Source organism: Endozoicomonas sp. ALB115, assembly GCF_049310245.1.
Classification (GTDB): domain Bacteria; phylum Pseudomonadota; class Gammaproteobacteria; order Pseudomonadales; family Endozoicomonadaceae; genus Endozoicomonas.
In genome coordinates, this window is sequence record NZ_JBLYZG010000027.1 from 1 (window position 1) to 16,641 (window position 16,641).

The 16,641-nt window shown below is 48.4% G+C and carries 11 protein-coding genes; 4 read left to right on the forward strand and 7 right to left on the reverse strand.

Annotation, left to right across the window (positions count from 1 at the left end; genetic code table 11):
- Window positions 1–5,134 (reverse strand): hypothetical protein (locus tag ACO6VE_RS13140; protein ID WP_422461677.1); only part of this gene is annotated, 5,134 nt, incomplete at its 3' end.
- A 393-nt stretch (window positions 5,135–5,527) separates the two neighbouring features.
- Window positions 5,528–6,607, reverse strand: a complete 1,080-nt coding sequence (locus tag ACO6VE_RS13145; protein ID WP_422445830.1) for a methyltransferase — start codon at window positions 6,605–6,607, stop codon at window positions 5,528–5,530.
- A 378-nt stretch (window positions 6,608–6,985) separates the two neighbouring features.
- Between ACO6VE_RS13145 and yciA the strand changes: the two genes are divergently transcribed.
- The 3 genes from yciA to ACO6VE_RS13160 all read left to right on the forward strand — a co-directional run bounded on the left by yciA (window position 6,986) and on the right by ACO6VE_RS13160 (window position 9,389).
- A complete protein-coding gene (yciA, locus tag ACO6VE_RS13150) occupies window positions 6,986–7,369 on the forward strand; it encodes an acyl-CoA thioester hydrolase YciA (RefSeq protein WP_269674768.1) in 384 nt (127 codons plus the stop codon).
- 17 nt (window positions 7,370–7,386) lie between these two features.
- On the forward strand, window positions 7,387–8,007 hold the full coding sequence (gene udk, locus ACO6VE_RS13155; protein ID WP_269674769.1) for a uridine kinase: 621 nt from the start codon (window positions 7,387–7,389) through the stop codon (window positions 8,005–8,007).
- Between the two features lie 344 nt (window positions 8,008–8,351).
- Window positions 8,352–9,389, forward strand: a complete 1,038-nt coding sequence (locus tag ACO6VE_RS13160; protein WP_422445834.1) for a GMP reductase — start codon at window positions 8,352–8,354, stop codon at window positions 9,387–9,389.
- Window positions 9,390–9,464: 75 nt separating this feature from the next.
- Here the strand turns inward: ACO6VE_RS13160 and ACO6VE_RS13165 are convergent, their stop codons facing one another.
- The 3 genes from ACO6VE_RS13165 to pflB all read right to left on the reverse strand — a co-directional run bounded on the left by ACO6VE_RS13165 (window position 9,465) and on the right by pflB (window position 13,433).
- On the reverse strand, window positions 9,465–9,998 hold the full coding sequence (locus ACO6VE_RS13165; protein WP_422445836.1) for a hypothetical protein: 534 nt from the start codon (window positions 9,996–9,998) through the stop codon (window positions 9,465–9,467).
- A gap of 77 nt (window positions 9,999–10,075) precedes the next feature.
- Entirely contained in the window at window positions 10,076–10,807 is a 732-nt protein-coding gene (gene pflA, locus ACO6VE_RS13170; protein WP_422445838.1) for a pyruvate formate-lyase-activating protein, read from the reverse strand.
- Between the two features lie 343 nt (window positions 10,808–11,150).
- Window positions 11,151–13,433, reverse strand: coding sequence for a formate C-acetyltransferase (gene pflB, locus ACO6VE_RS13175; protein WP_422461679.1), 2,283 nt, complete (start codon window positions 13,431–13,433; stop codon window positions 11,151–11,153).
- A 663-nt stretch (window positions 13,434–14,096) separates the two neighbouring features.
- On the opposite strand from pflB, the gene ACO6VE_RS13180 reads away from it, so the two are divergent.
- Window positions 14,097–14,555, forward strand: a complete 459-nt coding sequence (locus tag ACO6VE_RS13180; protein WP_422445842.1) for a hypothetical protein — start codon at window positions 14,097–14,099, stop codon at window positions 14,553–14,555.
- A gap of 156 nt (window positions 14,556–14,711) precedes the next feature.
- On the opposite strand, the gene ACO6VE_RS13185 is transcribed toward ACO6VE_RS13180, so the two are convergent.
- Both ACO6VE_RS13185 and ACO6VE_RS13190 read right to left on the reverse strand, forming a co-directional pair.
- The gene (locus tag ACO6VE_RS13185) at window positions 14,712–15,170 is read right to left on the reverse strand and encodes a methylglyoxal synthase (RefSeq protein ID WP_422461681.1); all 459 of its coding nucleotides are present in this window, start codon (window positions 15,168–15,170) and stop codon (window positions 14,712–14,714) included.
- A gap of 120 nt (window positions 15,171–15,290) precedes the next feature.
- Window positions 15,291–16,589, reverse strand: a complete 1,299-nt coding sequence (locus tag ACO6VE_RS13190; protein ID WP_422461683.1) for a sodium ion-translocating decarboxylase subunit beta — start codon at window positions 16,587–16,589, stop codon at window positions 15,291–15,293.
- Window positions 16,590–16,641 lie beyond the last annotated feature (52 nt).

Here is a 16,641-nt window from a genome sequence, read left to right on the forward strand (position 1 = left end):
TTTCTTGGGTTATTGATTGTTGCGTTGTTGTCTGTTCGGTTGTCGTGCCTGTTGATGCAGGTGCCATTGATGGAGAAGCAACTGAGCCATCTGTAGAACCAGAAGTAACTGCCCGAGAGGTGGTGTCGTGGATTGTTGTTGCCGCCTGGCTTGATTGTCGGGTTTGTGCAGCGGTTGAGATGGCTTTTGAGGTTGGAGGCGCTGTTGTGCTGTCAGATATACCAGGGTTGCCTTCTGTTGTAGTGATTTCAGATGAAAATGCTGTTTGCCCGGTTGTTGATTGATGTATTGCTTTTTTATCAATTGTTGTCTGAGTTGTAGTGGCTGTTGGTGATTTTGTTGATGGAGCTGTGGCCGTTAAAGTTTCTGCCAGTGGTGAAGCAGCCGTTGTGCTATCCGAAATGCCAGAAGTCATTGTTTGACTGGTGGTATCAGACGTTGATCGTGCTTTCTCCTGGGTTGTTGATTGTTGCGTTGTTGTCTGTTCGGTTGTAGTGCTTGTTGATGCAGGTGTCATTGATGAAGAAGCAGCTGAGCTATCTGTGGAACCAGAAGTAACTGCCTGAGGGGTGGTGTCGTGGATTGTTGTTGCAGTCTGGCTTGATTGCCTGGTTTGTGCAGCGGTTGAGATGGCTTTTGAGGCAGGAGGCGCTGTTGTGCTGTCAGATATACCAGGGTTGCCTTCTGTTGTAGTGATTTCAGATGAAAATGCTGTTTTCCCGGTTGTTGATTGGTGTATCGCTGTTTTATCAACTGTTGCCTGAGTTGTAGTGGCTGTCGGTGATTTTGTAGATGGAGCTGTTCCTGTGGCTGTTGAAGTTTCTGTCAGCGGTGCAACAGCCGTTGTGCTATCCGAAATGCCAGAAGTTATTTTTTGACTAGTGGTATCAGACGTTGATCGTGCTTTCTCCTTGGTTATTGATTGCTGCGTTGTTGTCTGTTCGGTTGTCATTCTTGTTGTTGCAGGTGTCATTGATGAAGAAGTAGCTGAGCGATCCGTGGAGCCAGAAGTAACTGCCTGAGAGGTGGTGTCGTGGGTTGTTGTTGCCGCCTGGCTTGATTGTCGGGTTTGTGCAGCGGTTGAGATTGCTTTTGAGGATGGAGGCGTTGTTGTGCGGTCAGATATACCAAGTTTGCCTTCTGTTGTGGTGGTTTCAGATGATAGTGCTGCTTGCCCGGTTGTCGATTGATGTATCGCTTTTTTATCAATTGTCGTCTGACTTGTAGTACCTGCTATTGCCTGATCTTCTGTTTTGGCCGTTGAAGTTGTTGTTAGTGGTGACGCAGCAGTTGCGCCATTTGAAATATCAGAGGTACTTTTCTTCGCTTCCTGCGTGATAGCCTCAGGTGTTGAAGTGGCTATTGGCTGGTTGGTTGATTCAGCAGTCTGTGTTGTCGCTGGTGCTGAACTTGCAAAATCAGCGGCGCTGTGGGAACTGTCACCGTCTCCTGTTTGTGGGATAGTGCCAGCAGTTTCTGTCTGACTGGTTGATGGCTCTCTGCTGGTTGATGGCTCTCTAATTATTACAGTTGTTAATGTCTCTGTTGGTTGGTCAACACTGGTTGCATCGTCTGGAACAGTGGCAATACCTGCATTTATATTGTTGCTGTTTGCGGTGCTTGATGACCTCGCTGGTTTGGTTGTTGGCTGTATCGTGGTGTGCTCTGCATCGATTGCCTTTTTTATTGGTGGTTGGTTTGGTTTTGCTGCTGAGCCTTGGGAGGCTTGCTTTTCAGAGTGTTTTTTATGATTTTTTTCGATCGCTTTTTTTATGGTCTCGTACAACTTTTTAAGTGTTTTGGCTGCTTTATGTACCACGACACCACCTGTTATAATGCCTCCTCCAACTTCACCACCGGCTTCACCACCTGCTTCACCACCAGCTGCAGCGCCTCCTGCTCCAGCTTCACCACCGGCTCCACCGCCACCAGTTTCACCATCAGTTTCAACAGGATCATTTTCGCCGTCTTCCTGTTTACAGCTGCCAACCGAGCGTGTGCATCTGGCGGCCTGCTTTCCTTTGACAGCTTTCTTTCCAACCTCTTTAAGGGTTTTTTCCCCGACTTCTTCTCCAGTTTTTTCTCCGCCTTTTTCTCCAACTTTCTCTCCAACTTTCTCTCCAACTTTCTCTCCAAATTCCTCCCCGAATTCCTCACCTGCGTTCTCACCTGCGTTTTGAGATAGCCGGTTAAAGATTCTTTCTGCAGCATCCTCGCCGACCTCAGTGGCCCTTGCCATTTCTGACAGTAGTGACAGGCATCCGGAGCAGTTGGCTAAGAATGATACCACTGCTAGTCCAACAGTGCCGCCGATCCCGCCACCGATTATCCCACCAATAGTACTACCGGATACACCGCTGCTGTCCTGGCTTTCGGATGCTCCATGGGCACCGCCGGGTTGGGCTGCACCGGCCTGCGCTCCAACGGCACTAGCGCCCGGCTCTGGGTCAAGCATGCGGAAGTCTCTTTCACCAGCCAGCTTGAACCGCTCTCCGTCAGTGATGGTGTCCAGGTTAGTGGTTGCCTGTGCCGCACCTTGTGGTACTGATTGAGCATCGGCATCAGCGGTTTTTTTCGGGGCGGAGGGCAAGTGTTTGGCGATGTCATTCAGTGTGGTGACAACGTGGGCATTCATCAGCCTGATGTTGGTTGAGTATTCAGCTGGATTCGGATACATTTTCAGGGCGGTAAGGACTTCCCGCATCAGATAAACCATGGGCATTTGCTTAATTTCTGCCAGTGTTTCTGACTCTGATGATGACAGGGATTTCAGGTTGATGTGCAGACGTTTCCCGGTGGCAGCATTTTTGACGGTTTCAAGGTATTTTTTCGTCAGGGCGTTGATTCTTTCCTTGTCAAGTGCTTCGAGTTCGTAGGGGCGGTGGGTCATTATATCTTTAAGAGTTAGTGCTGAATCCTGGATCAGTTCAAGGTTTTCAAACTCAATGTTTTCAAACTGGCCCAGGATATCCTTGGTAAGAGGACAGAACCCTGTGCCTGGAATGGGGACAGCATCTGCATTGGGGGGGGCCAGTGGTATCTTATGTTGATCAGAAAAACGTCCTAGAAACATTAGTATGTTCTTTTGTAGCTGATTCAGATCATAACCAGTAACCGTTATCACACCGACTTGAATATCCTGAACTGTGAGCCTTAAGCGATCGCCGCTTTTGCTAAAAGCGAAGTAACAGATATGATCAGAATTAGGTGCAACCCCAAACTGGACCAATTCAGTACCAAGGCTGTCAACATCAACCTGGTGAAGCAGTTTCTTGATCAGATCACTTATTGAATTGAATCCGCGCGATGTGATTTCAAGCTCTTTATCTACTGCAACCCTCACTATTTGTGCATTTTTGTAGGCTTGGGCAATATATAAGCTGTCAGCATTCAGCCCCAATGAAGCTGGATGATTCTTTAGTGAAGATGGAGTCTTGAGATATAATACATCCTGCAAGGTCATTCTGATCTGGATTGGGAGCCGAGTATAACCGGTACCAAACAATATTGACTCTGCCAGACTAGTCAATGAAGTTGAGAACTTCCCATTTAGGCCTGCTATGGCTGTGGACAGTACATCCGCGAAACAATATCCCAGTTGCTTATCGTAAGCCAGGGCCAGGGCATCATGAGCAATCGCTTGACAAAAGATCTTATTCAAATCGACCAAGGCAGCTACCTTCTTGGCCAGTGATTGCACTTTATCCAGACTGGCATCTAACGCTTTGAATTCTATTAAAAATTCATGATAAGGGTTGTTTGATTCGTAGCCTTCCAGGATATTCTGTATTTTGTCGTACAGTATATTAACCTTGAAGGTAATTTGGCCAGCTTGGTAGAAATCTTTGTCTTTGATAGCCTTGTCAATGTCTTGGCTGTACTTTTCCAGCCCTGACTTAATCGTTTCTTTATTTTTCATCCATTCGAACATCTCTTCGAATTCTTTTAATTCAGGCTCCTTAGTGATGTTTTTACCTTCATACATAGCTTTGTTGAAGGTATCACGCATTTGCCAGAAGCCTTGGAAGAATTTTTTCATCTCTTTCTGCATTGGTTCTTCCTCAAATTCATCAAGCAGTCTTTCGAACTTAAATTTAATGCCCTTAATTTCCTCTTCTGTAAGTTCTCTTCTGGTTCTTTTTCTTTTCGTGTCATCCTGTTCATGGCTCGGGAGATAACTCTTTATTTGGTCAGCGAGCTGTTTCAGTTTATTGTCATAAACCCTGGCGATGGCGGGAAAGGATTTTTTAATAGCCCTGGTGAAGGAAGAAACAATTAGTACCAGATTGAATAATTCATACATTGTCACCCTTGCTTCAATAGCTGATATTAACTCGGACAAAGCAATCATTGGGTGTGGCCGCTGATTGTCACGGATGTGCGGCAATGGACCATCCGGGCGTTTACCGATGATTGTTTCGGGCTGCTGAGCTATCTCGGTGATATTCCCCCAGGAATTTTCGGCGGTTGCTATGGGCCTGTTTTGTTGGTAGTCCACCAGCTCGTCTCTCAGCGACGCCATTAACGTGATTTTCACACTCTTGGAAAGCAACTCCCCCAGTGGCTGCAGGGCAGTCGTCGGTGTAAGTGGACTTGTTGTGTTGGTCGCCTGAGTTGTGTTTACCGACTGGGCTGTAGCCGTTGCTGAACTGTCGTTAACCGTTGTATTTGTTGGTATTGAGGGGGTGAAAGTACTGGTATGGTCAGCAGTTGATAAGATGGGTGATGAGACCGTGCTGTCAGTGGTTGAGCCAGACGGTAGTCCTGTGGTTTCCGGGTTGACATCGGTGGTTGTGGAGTTTTCAGATAATGGTGTGAGTGGTTTGTTAGCAATGGAATTTGTCTCAGTGCTATTGCTGTGATTTTTTTCAGGGTCAGGCTTAATGAAAAGTTTATCATGAGCACGATACTGTAGGTATTCAGTTAATTTCTTTTGCATATTTTCTATCTTGCCTTCCAGAACCTTGGTTTCTGCCTGGTTTTTATTCATCAGTTTCTGGACATCTGACTCGGCCTTTGTTCGATAAGACAGAAATTTACTTTTGATTGGTTGTTCGGATAAATCTTTTTGAGTGGCATCAGCAGTGTAGGCATTCGGATAAGCAGCTGACGTTGGTGCTATCTGGTTATTCATTACCTGTTACCTTTGTATTAGTCAGTTGATGTGGAACAATGTATTGGCCAGTGTCTTATGATTTTTACAGGCAGACTAACGGATAAATCAGATGCTATTATTTTTTGTAATAATTCAGCTTCCAGCAAAGGCATATTGTTGTGATTTTGAACAGCTCTAAATAGTGAATGGTAAATGTCTATTAAACGCTGGGAGATTAATATAGTCAGGGATGTTAATCTGGTTGAAAAAAATACTCTTATATTCGTCAAGAGCCTAATTTTATTATGCATGGTCGCGCCTCACTCTTAAAGTAAGCCCTTGGCCTATCTTAATACGGTCAGGCGAACCATGAATACCTTATAGTAGAATAATGTCGTAAATAACCTTTCAGGTAACTGAAAGAAGGCAATTTCAGTATCTGTTCACCGCCCGATAAACCGAGAATCCATCCCGGGTGAGTAATGTCTCACAGTGGCCAAAAGCCTTCTGAATAATGGGCGGATAACGCAGAAAACTATTGGCAACAATACGAAGCTCCCCACCCGGGCGAAGCATCTGACGTGACTGGGAAAGAAACTGCTTTGTCACCTCATAGTGGGTTTTTACGCCCTGGTGAAACGGTGGGTTGGAGATAATCAGATCAAACTGCCCTGTCACTTCTGACAGGCCATCGCTGGGCAGTACCGTAAAAGAGTCACGCCCCGTGTCGCTCATGGTTTTGGTACTGCTGGCCAATGCCAGGGCATCACAATCCACCAGGGTAATATCATGCTCACCGGGCAGAGTATTAATATAAGCAGAGATCACCCCAGCGCCACAACCAAAATCCAGCACCTTGCCTGAAGGTACTTTATCCAGCGTTGCCAACAGAACCTGGGTTCCCTTATCCAGACGACCATGGCTGAACACGCCGGGTAATGAGGTAATGTCCATATTGACCGGGCCAGCCGTGACAGAAAACGTCTCAAACCACGGTTCAAGGGCAAAATTCTCCGGCTTTTGCAACGGCTCTGAAGCTTCCAGCAATACGCAATGACGGGCATTATCGACACTTTTAACATAGTCAAAACTGTTCTTGAGCCGCTTTTTCCAGGACTTGATCCCTTCATCGTTCTCTCCCACCAGCCAAATGGGCACACCTTCCGGCAAAAAGCTCAATACCATCACCAGCCAGAAGTCCATTAATGGTTTGCTTTTCTGGAGAAACAGCAAAACACCATCAACAGGCCGGGCAAAATCCATCGACAGGATCGGCGCAAAACTCAGGGAGAAGCGGTCTTCCAGCAGGGTCTGCCAAGGCAGCAGACGTCGATAAGTACTGAAATCACGAGTGAGTGCCGTGATATAGCCAACCCCATCATTCAACAAATGAGTTGCCAGATCATCAGCTGGCAAGCCAATCATCACCAGATGCTCAAGCTCGAAAAGCGCCTGGTTACGAACAATTAACTGGCCCTGATTGGTTAAATGTGAGGATAGTGGGGATGTCATAGGTATCAACGCCGGTTGCACAGTTCACAAAGCCGGAACTTAAGTAGTTGGCCAAATGGAATCGTATATTTCTGGCTAAGTGGGCAGTTGCTATGCAAGGCGCAACGCAGGGAGCATAGCCGTAGCTATGTGACCGGAGTTGCAACGCCGCACGACTGCATGGATGCAGGAGCTAGAGCAACGCAGGAGCAGTTGCCGGGAGTGACTGACAACTTAGTCAGAAATATATGATTTCATTTGGTTAACTACTTATACAGGAATAGTCCACGGTTTTCCATGCCAATACTTTCCATCAAACGTTCATGGAAATACGGATTTACAAGGCTGTTCCACCGGCATAGCATTCGCCGCCAGTTACGACCCGTATGGAGTTTTCTGATGAGTGAACCACAGGGTGATCTGGTTCTGCGCACACTGGCAATGCCTGCCGACACCAACCCGAATGGCGATATTTTCGGGGGCTGGATCATGTCCCAGATGGACATTGCCGGTGGCCTGGCATCGAAAAACCGTTGCAACAGCCGGATTTCTACCGTTGCCGTTGAATCCATGAGCTTTATCCATCCGGTGAAGGTTGGTGACGTGGTTTGCTGTTATGCTGATATCATTCGCGTCGGTAACACCTCCATGCGTATTAAGCTTGAAGTGTGGGTAATGTCCCACCCGTATAAATCAGAAGCTCGTCACAAGGTGACTGAAGGTTTTTTCACCTATGTCGCCATAGACGACAACGGACATCCTATCCCCGTAGACAGACGCTAACAACCGGGACTCCCCCCATGAAACAGAAAACCATTCTAGTCGGCATTGCCGGCGCCTCCGCATCCGGCAAAAGCCTGCTGGCAGAAACCCTGGTGGAAGAGCTCCAGTCAGAGCATCTGTGTGTTATTTCAGAAGATTCCTACTATAAAGACCAGACACATTTGAGCATGGAGGAGCGGGTTCGTACCAACTATGACCACCCGGAGTCCATGGATCATGACCTGATGCTGGAGCAGATGATCAAGCTGAAAAATGGTCAGGAAATCGAGGTCCCACTCTACGACTATAGTCAGCACAATCGCCGGACAGATACCCGCAAGGTAAACCCCGCCCGCGTGGTTATCTATGAAGGCATCCTCCTCTTCACCAACCCGGAAATCCGGGAAGCCTTTGACCTGCGCTTCTTTATGGATACGCCACTGGATATGTGCCTGATCCGTCGTATGAAGCGGGATATTCTCAGTCGGGGCCGGGATGTTGATTCCGTTATCAAGCAATACCTGGAAACGGTTCGTCCCATGTATATGCAGTTTATTGAACCTGCACGCCAGCATGCTGACCTGATCATTCCCCATGGCGGAAAAAACAGGATTGCCATCGATCTGATCAAAACCCAGATCCGTAACCTGATTGATTAAAAGCGACGCTGTCCCGGTATCCGCTGCCCGAAGAAGCCGAAACGGTTTGTGCTTGTTCGGGTAGCGGGAAGCATGTCAAAAACACCACCTTGCTTCCATTTCAATAACCGCCCAGGTATACTTCAGCCGTATAAGCGTCAAACACGCCCATTTTTTTCGTCCTTAAAAAAGATTTTGGGTCCGGCGCAATCTTCGCTTATCCGAAGATGGGTCTCCCCTGATCATCCAGGCTGTCCGGCCGCTTGTACATCCAACTTCCCCAAACCAACGTAGTTGCCAGTGCTGCTGTATGATTCCCGGATCACCATGCCAGGGCACTGCAAGATGGCGATTAAAAAGTTACTATGCGTGTAGAAGCTGATATCAAGCTGGGTTTCAAAGACGTTTTGTTCCGCCCAAAGCGTTCCACCCTGAAAAGCCGTTCACAGGTAAGCCTGGAGCGCACCTTCCGATTTGTTCACACTGACCAGGAATGGACCGGCGTACCCGTCATTGCTGCCAACATGGACACCGTCGGCACTTTCGCCATGGCTCTCGCCCTGGCTGAACACAAAATGCTGACGGCGGTTCACAAGCATTACACCGTCGAAGAGTGGCAGACCTTCCTCGACAACGCCCCTGAAGGCATTGAAAACCATATCATGGTCAGCAGCGGCACATCCGAAAACGATTTCGACAAAATGTCTGAAATCCTGTCCCTGAACGACAAACTCCGCTTTATCTGTATCGATGTAGCCAACGGTTACTCAGAGCATTTTGTCCAGTTCGTTGCCCGTGTTCGCCAGCGTCACCCCAACAAGGTGATTATTGCCGGTAACGTGGTTACCGGAGAAATGGTAGAAGAACTGATCCTGAAAGGTGCCGACATCGTTAAAGTGGGTATCGGACCGGGCTCCGTCTGTACCACACGCGTTAAAACCGGTGTCGGCTATCCACAGCTGTCCGCTGTTATTGAATGTGCCGATGCGGCTCATGGCGTTGGTGGTCAGGTGATTTCCGACGGTGGCTGCACCTGTGCCGGTGACGTGTCCAAGGCATTTGGCAGCGGCGCTGATTTTGTCATGATCGGCGGTATGTTTGCCGGTCACGATGAGTCCGGCGGCGAAATGGTAGAAGAAGATGGTCGGCAATTCCGCCTGTTCTACGGCATGAGTTCCACCACCGCCATGGACCAGCACGCTGGCGGCGTTGCCAACTACCGCGCCTCGGAAGGCAAAACCGTAAAAGTACCTTACCGTGGTCCGATCCTGGAAACCGTTCAGGACATCCTCGGTGGCGTACGCTCAACCTGCACCTACGTGGGAGCCGCGCAACTGAAAGAACTGTCCAAGCGAACCACGTTTATCCGGGTTCAGGAACAGGAAAACCGTATTTTTAACTAACCCCCAATCAACCACGGAGAGCACAGAGGATTTCCTCGTACTTTGTGAACTCCGTGCTCTTCGTGGTTGAAACAATCACATAATCACGCAACCACCGCAATCTCCGCAATCTCCGCAATCTCCGCAATCTCCGCAACAGTCATCAGAGGAATTACCTGGCAATTGCGCTTCTGGCTCTCGATTCATGGTCATTGGTGCAGGCAAACAATTAAACCCTCCCCAGTGACAACAATGACAGGTGGAACTATCATCCAAGGATTTATTATCAACAGTTATTTCGGGATTCTGCTCCCGCCGCTGCATATTAAAATTAACGGCCTGGTCACAAACCTCTCCCCCATAGGTATGTGAATGACTGCCACTACAGCTAGAATCAGGGAAGTTATGCAGCCTCCTCGATAAAGGCAAAGCTGGCTTCTTGATAGCCTCATCATAGGCTGGAGAAAGAAAATTAGGCAGAGATTTGTCACTTTGATTTTCAACCTTCCTACCCCAGTTGCTCAAAACCGGGGTCAAAGGAGGCTCTTCAGCTAAAGACTCAGCATTAGGTGACCCACCAACAGAAGATGAGACTAACATGGAAGGGCTGGCATCTAACGGCTGCAACATATCAACACACCTTCATCGGCAAAATACGAAAATCAAAATGTACGATCGTTAGACCAACCAAACCAACAAAAAGTTCATCAATAAGCCGCAGAAATTCCCCGCTGATCAAATTCAGCCTTGATCGCATCCAGCTGCTCAGTGGATGGCGGGCGCACCGTTTCCAGCTCGTAGCTTTCACTGAAGGCATCCCACTTATGCACGCCGAGGCTGTGATAAGGCAGGATTTCCACCTTCTCAACACAATCCATTTTCTCCACCATATCTGCCAGCATGGCGGCATACAGTGGATCAACGGTAAACCCTTCCACCACCACGTAGCGGATCCAGGTTGGCTTTCTCAGCTCCTGTAAATACATGGCAAAATTACGGGTGTACCGGCCGGTGACATAGGTCAGCTTTTGATGCATCTCTTCGTCCATGTGCTTGATATCCAGAAGCACAAGGTCGGTGTAGGACAGCAGACGTTCAATATCCGGCGTGATTTGTTTGGCAAATCCATTGGTATCCAGGCAAGTATGAATACCGTGCGCTTTAAGCCCCTTGAACAGATCGGCAACAAATTCAGCCTGCAGCAGCGGCTCGCCACCAGTGACCGTAACACCACCGGTCAGAAAGCTCTTCACCTTGAGGATTTTGTCCAGAACTTCTTCATGACTGAGCACCTCACCGCCATCACGCAGATCCCAGGTATCCCGGTTGTGACAGTAGCGGCAGCGCATGTGACAGCCCTGCATAAACACAATGAAACGGATACCCGGTCCGTCTACCGTGCCAAATGAGTCCATGGAATGGACACGACCAAGGGACATGGCGACTCTCCTATTTACCCAACGAGTCTCTGTAAAAATCAGACCACTGTCTTTTACAAAAACCCTGAATACCATAAGCAAAAAAGGCCAGCAGAGCTGACCTTTTTTAAAGTTAAATTCCAGGAGGCTGTCCGAGAATAGACTGCCCTACGCGGCAACTGCTCCTGCGTTGCTCTAGCTCCTGCATCCATGCAGTCGTGCGGTGGCAGCAAATTGGTCTAAAAATTCCGTTTTGTTCGGCAAATAGCCCCGCTATTCACCTCACAAAACGGAATTTTTATCCTCAATTTTCTGCCATCCTCGCTACGGGCGCTATTCTCGGGCAGCCTCCTGACATTTACTATTACAGCGAGCTAGTAAAGGTACGGGTGATAACGTCACGCTGCTGTTCTGGTGTCAGCGAGTTGAAACGCACCGCATAACCGGAGACACGAATGGTCAGAGAAGGATACTTCTCAGGGTTCTCCATGGCATCTTCCAGCATTTCACGGTTCATAACGTTGACGTTCAGGTGCTGACCGCCCTCGCGATGTTCCTCGTGATGGAAGTAGCCATCCATCAGACCCACCAGATTCCTGCTTTGGCTTTCTTCGTCCTTGCCCAGCGCCTTTGGTACGATAGAGAAGGTGTAAGAAATACCATCCTTCGCATAGGCAAATGGCAGCTTGGCAACAGAACTCAGGGAAGCAACCGCACCGCTGGTGTCGCGACCATGCATTGGGTTGGCACCCGGGCCAAATGGCTGGCCTGCACGGCGTCCGTCTGGCGTAGTACCGGTCTTCTTGCCGTATACCACGTTAGAGGTAATGGTCAGAACGGACTGGGTTGGAATCGCATCGCGATACATCGTGTGAGAAGCGACTTTCTTCATGAACGTTTCAACCAGTTCACAGGCAATCGTATCTACACGCTCTTCGTTGTTACCAAACTTCGGAAAATCACCTTCAATTTCGAAGTCGATAGCAATGCCGTCTTCATCACGCACCGGCTTGACTTTGGCGTATTTAATGGCCGACAGAGAGTCAGCAGCAACGGATAATCCGGCAATACCACAGGCCATGGTGCGAATAACATCACGGTCATGCAGGGCCATCAGAGAGGCCTCGTAAGAGTACTTGTCGTGCATGTAATGAATACAGTTCAGGGCAGCCACATACTGGCTGGCCAGCCAATCCATGAGCGTATCAAAACGTGCATAGACATCGTCGTAATCCAGGTATTCAGACGTGATCTTGTCGGTTTTTGGACCAATCTGAATTTTCAGCTTCTCGTCAACACCGCCATTGATGGCGTACAGCAGCGTTTTACCCAGGTTGGCGCGGGCACCGAAGAACTGCATCTGCTTGCCAACAACCATTGGCGACACACAGCAGGCGATGGCGTAATCATCGCTGCTCATATCAGTACGCATCAGATCATCATTTTCGTACTGGATAGAGCTGGTATCGATGGATACTTTGGCGCAATACTCTTTGAAAGACACCGGCAGCTGCTCAGACCACAACACCGTGATATTTGGCTCTGGTGATGGTCCCATGGTGTACATGGTGTTCAGGAGGCGGAAAGAGTTTTTGGTAACCAGTGTACGACCATCAAGGCCCATACCACCGATAGCCTCAGTAGCCCAGATCGGGTCGCCAGAGAACAGCTGATCGTATTCAGGAGTACGCAGGAAGCGAACCATACGCAACTTCATTACGTAGTGATCGATCAGTTCCTGGGCATCCGTTTCAGTGATTCTGCCTGCTTCCAGGTCACGCTGGATATAGATATCCAGGAAGGTAGCCGTACGTCCCAGAGACATGGCCGCACCATTCTGGGACTTAACCGCAGCCAGGTAACCAAAGTACGTCCACTGAACCGCTTCACGGGCAGAGGCAGCAGGGTTACCGAGATCGCAACCGTATTTGGCCCCCATCTCCTTGATCTGCATCAGCGCCTTGATCTGCTCCATGACCTCTTCACGCAGCTGGATGGTACGCTCAAGATCCTCGCCGGAAGTCAGCGCCGCATCCAGAGACTTGTGCTGGGCTTTCTTGTCAACAATCAGACGATCAATACCGTACAGAGCGATTCGGCGGTAGTCACCAATAATACGTCCACGGCCATAAGCATCTGGCAAACCGGTAATTATGCCAGACTTACGACAGTTGCGAATGTCCGCAGTGTAAACATCGAAAACACCAGAGTTGTGCGTCTTGCGATATTCAGTGAAGATTTTGCTAACCATGTTATCCAGTTTACGGCCATAAACTTCACAGGAAGTTTCAACCATACGAATGCCACCGTTGGCGATGATGCCACGCTTCAGCGGCTTATCGGTCTGCAGACCAACAATGGTTTCCAGATCTTTATTGATGTAGCCAGCGTCGTGAGAAGTAATAGTGGATGGCAGATCGGTATCGAAATCCAGGGGGGCGTGAGTGCGGTTCTCTTCTCTGATGCCTTCCATAACATCAGCCCACAGTTTGTCTGTCGCTTCAGTGGAACCGGCCAGGAAGGAACTGTCACCCTCGTAAGGGGTGTAGTTTTTCTGGATAAAGTCACGAACGTTGATGCTTTCAGACCAGTCGCCGGAAGTGAATCCTTCCCATGCTGCTGGCAGTTCGCTGGTGGTTACAGTCATACTAAGAGGCTCCTGATAGGTTGGAGAATTCTTTGGGGATGCTGCTCCGGGTCAGTCAGACTGCATTGATTGGCGGCGACACCAACTTGATCTGCATCAATGAAAGTAAATCATTGTCGGCTTATCGTTTGCCTATCTTGCGGGGACGCAGACATTGCGATAACACATCATCACAAAAATCATCACATCTATGTGGTCATACCGCAGGTGTAAAACTGGCCAACCCGGTGAATAAGAAATAATTTCAGTCAAATTAACGTATATACGACAACTCTGCCATCAGTGTTAATACCTACCGGCTATAAAAAAACATAAACACATTTCCACAGGAATTAACAAAAAAAGATATCCTCTTATATTTTATTAACTATCCCTTGATTAGCAAAAATTAGTTATTACCAATAGTCCAAAATTCAAAAAAATTATGAAATCAAGCAACGATCTATTTTTATGAATGCTAGTCTTTGTTTCTGTTAATTCTATTTCGTTTCGTTTTTCAAAACAATTAACGACACTAACATTATACTGTTAACGTTTGTTGCCGTTTATTCAGAGAGTTTTAAGTAGTGTTACCTATTCATACCGAAAATGGGTTTGTCTAACATCGTCAACCAAATAAAGACATTTTATCCGTTTCTGGGAGAGGATGAACAGGAGGTAGTTATGAGCAAATATATTTACACAACCATTTATGAGCAGTTCACCGGCCTGAAGCCACCTGAGCCAAAAGACCACAAGCCACGTCGCCGTAGAGGCTACGGTCACCCTTATCGTATGCGCCTGAATATGCAGGAAGGTTCTGTCCAGAACAGTGAACTGCTGTCTGACCGGGACTCAGAAAGAGACCTGTATGAACAGACGCCTGTTTCCGTTTTTCAGCCATCGGTTACCAAGCAGCCTGTCCGCAGGTTTTCATCCGGTGGTCAAAGCTATCGCAGTGGTAACAGCGTTGGTAACAACAGCGCCATCAGCGGCACTATGAACTGCAGGCCTGCTGCGCCTGAAGACCGCCATAGCAGCGCCGAGCCCAAGGTAACCTACAAAAAGCGCCGCCAGTACGGGCCTTCAGGCTTCGGTATTGGCTCAATGAGCAGAGACGGCAACGACAACTCTGATTATTGAATACCCGTTTTATATTGATTGTTTTTGAATACTGACACTACCAGCCAGGCTTATTCAGCGGAGCTTGTCTAGCGGAACCCATTCATTACTTTCCCGGATTATTTTCGCCAAAGGCCCTTATTTCAAGGCCTTTGTGCTCTTTTTGAACCCATAAAATCAAAGCGTTCTTTGCTGTAGATAGCTGTCATAATCCGGAATATGCCGGTTATGAGATTGTCCAAGCAAGTCTGACGAGAATATGTAATCCGCCGAGCTCTGGTTACAGGCAACCGGGATATTCCACACCGCTGCGATCCGTAACAATGCCTTAACATCCGGATCATGGGGCATTGGCTCAAACGGGTCCCAGAAAAATACCAGCAGGTCCAGTTTGCATTCAGAAATCAATGCACCAATCTGCTGGTCTCCACCCAGCGGACCACTGATAAATTTTGTGACCGGCATAGACAGTTCTTTTTCCAGCAGACTTCCTGTGGTACCCGTGGCAAAAAGATCATGACCCTGCAGCTTTTCTTTATGGCGCAGACTCCACTGCACCAATTCCCCTTTCTTATTATCATGAGCGACCAGGGCAATGCGCTTCCTGGATGAGACACTGTATTCTTTATAAATCATAAAGTACTTCTCTATTTTTTCTGCGAAAAAATATAAAAATGGAAAGCGCTATATTCTCACTGAATAAAAAAAAATGCGATGACTTCTCTCGAAATCATCGCATTGTCCTTCAGAAAAAATTCATGACAGGTACTTAATCATCACCCCCGCTGCTACCGCTGAGCCAATAACACCCGCTACATTGGGACCCATGGCATGCATCAGCAGGAAGTTCTGCGGATTGGCCTCAAGCCCCATTTTGTTAGAGACCCTGGCCGCCATGGGTACCGCTGACACCCCGGCTGAACCAATCAACGGATTCACTTTGGTAGACGACACCCGATTCATCAGTTTTGCCATCAGGACACCACTGGCGGTACCGATACAGAATGCCACAATCCCCAACGCCAGAATCCCCAGAGTTTCCATTTGCAGAAACTTGTCAGCACTCAGTTTTGAACCAACCGACAGCCCGAGGAAAATGGTGGTGATGTTGATCAGCGCATTTTGCGCTGTATCCGACAGGCGCTCAACCACACCACACTCTTTCATCAGGTTACCAAAACAGAACATCCCCAGCAGCGGAGCCGCATCGGGTAATAACAGGGCCACCAGCACCAGCAGTAAGATCGGGAAAACGATTTTTTCCGTCTTGCTCACTGATCGCAGCTGTGTCATGACAATCCTGCGTTCCTCTGCCGTGGTCAGCGCTTTCATAATCGGCGGCTGAATCAGCGGAACCAGAGCCATATAAGAGTAAGCAGCCACCGCAATGGCACCCAGCAGGTGGGGAGCAAGTACGCTGGATACATAGATCGCAGTAGGACCATCCGCACCACCAATAATACCGATAGCAGCGGCATCCGCCAGGCTGAAATTCATCAGCCCCATAGAGCTCAATACAATAGCGCCAAACACTGTGGCAAAAATACCAAACTGAGCGGCAGCCCCCAGAAACAGGGTTTTCGGGTTAGCGAGCAACGGACCAAAATCCGTCATGGCACCCACCCCCATAAAGATCACCAAAGGAGCAACACCGCTGCCAATAGCCACACTGTAAAACTGATAAAGGACACCGTTCGTGTACCCTGCATCAGCAATAATGTGACTCACTACAGTCCGGGTTGCCGCATTCGCTTCATGGTATAAAATATAAAGTTGATCCGGGGCAGCCGAAGCACTGCCCAGCGCTTCGGCAACCGCCTGCATCAGTGCAGGGTTAGCTATATGAAGCGCCTGCTCAATGGCGGAAAACGCCAGACCGGCCTGGGGAATATTGGCCAGAATTCCACCAAAACCAATAGGTACCAGCAGTAGAGGCTCAAATTGCTTGCGGATGGCCAGATACAGCAACCCAAAGCCCACCAGAATCATAACGAACTCTCCGGCGGTAAGGTTGTATAACCCGGAGCCCTCCCAGAGCGTTAATAGCTTTTCCATGGCATATTTCTCGACCAGACTTTTCTCTTTGAGAGACCTCTGTAAGAGGTCT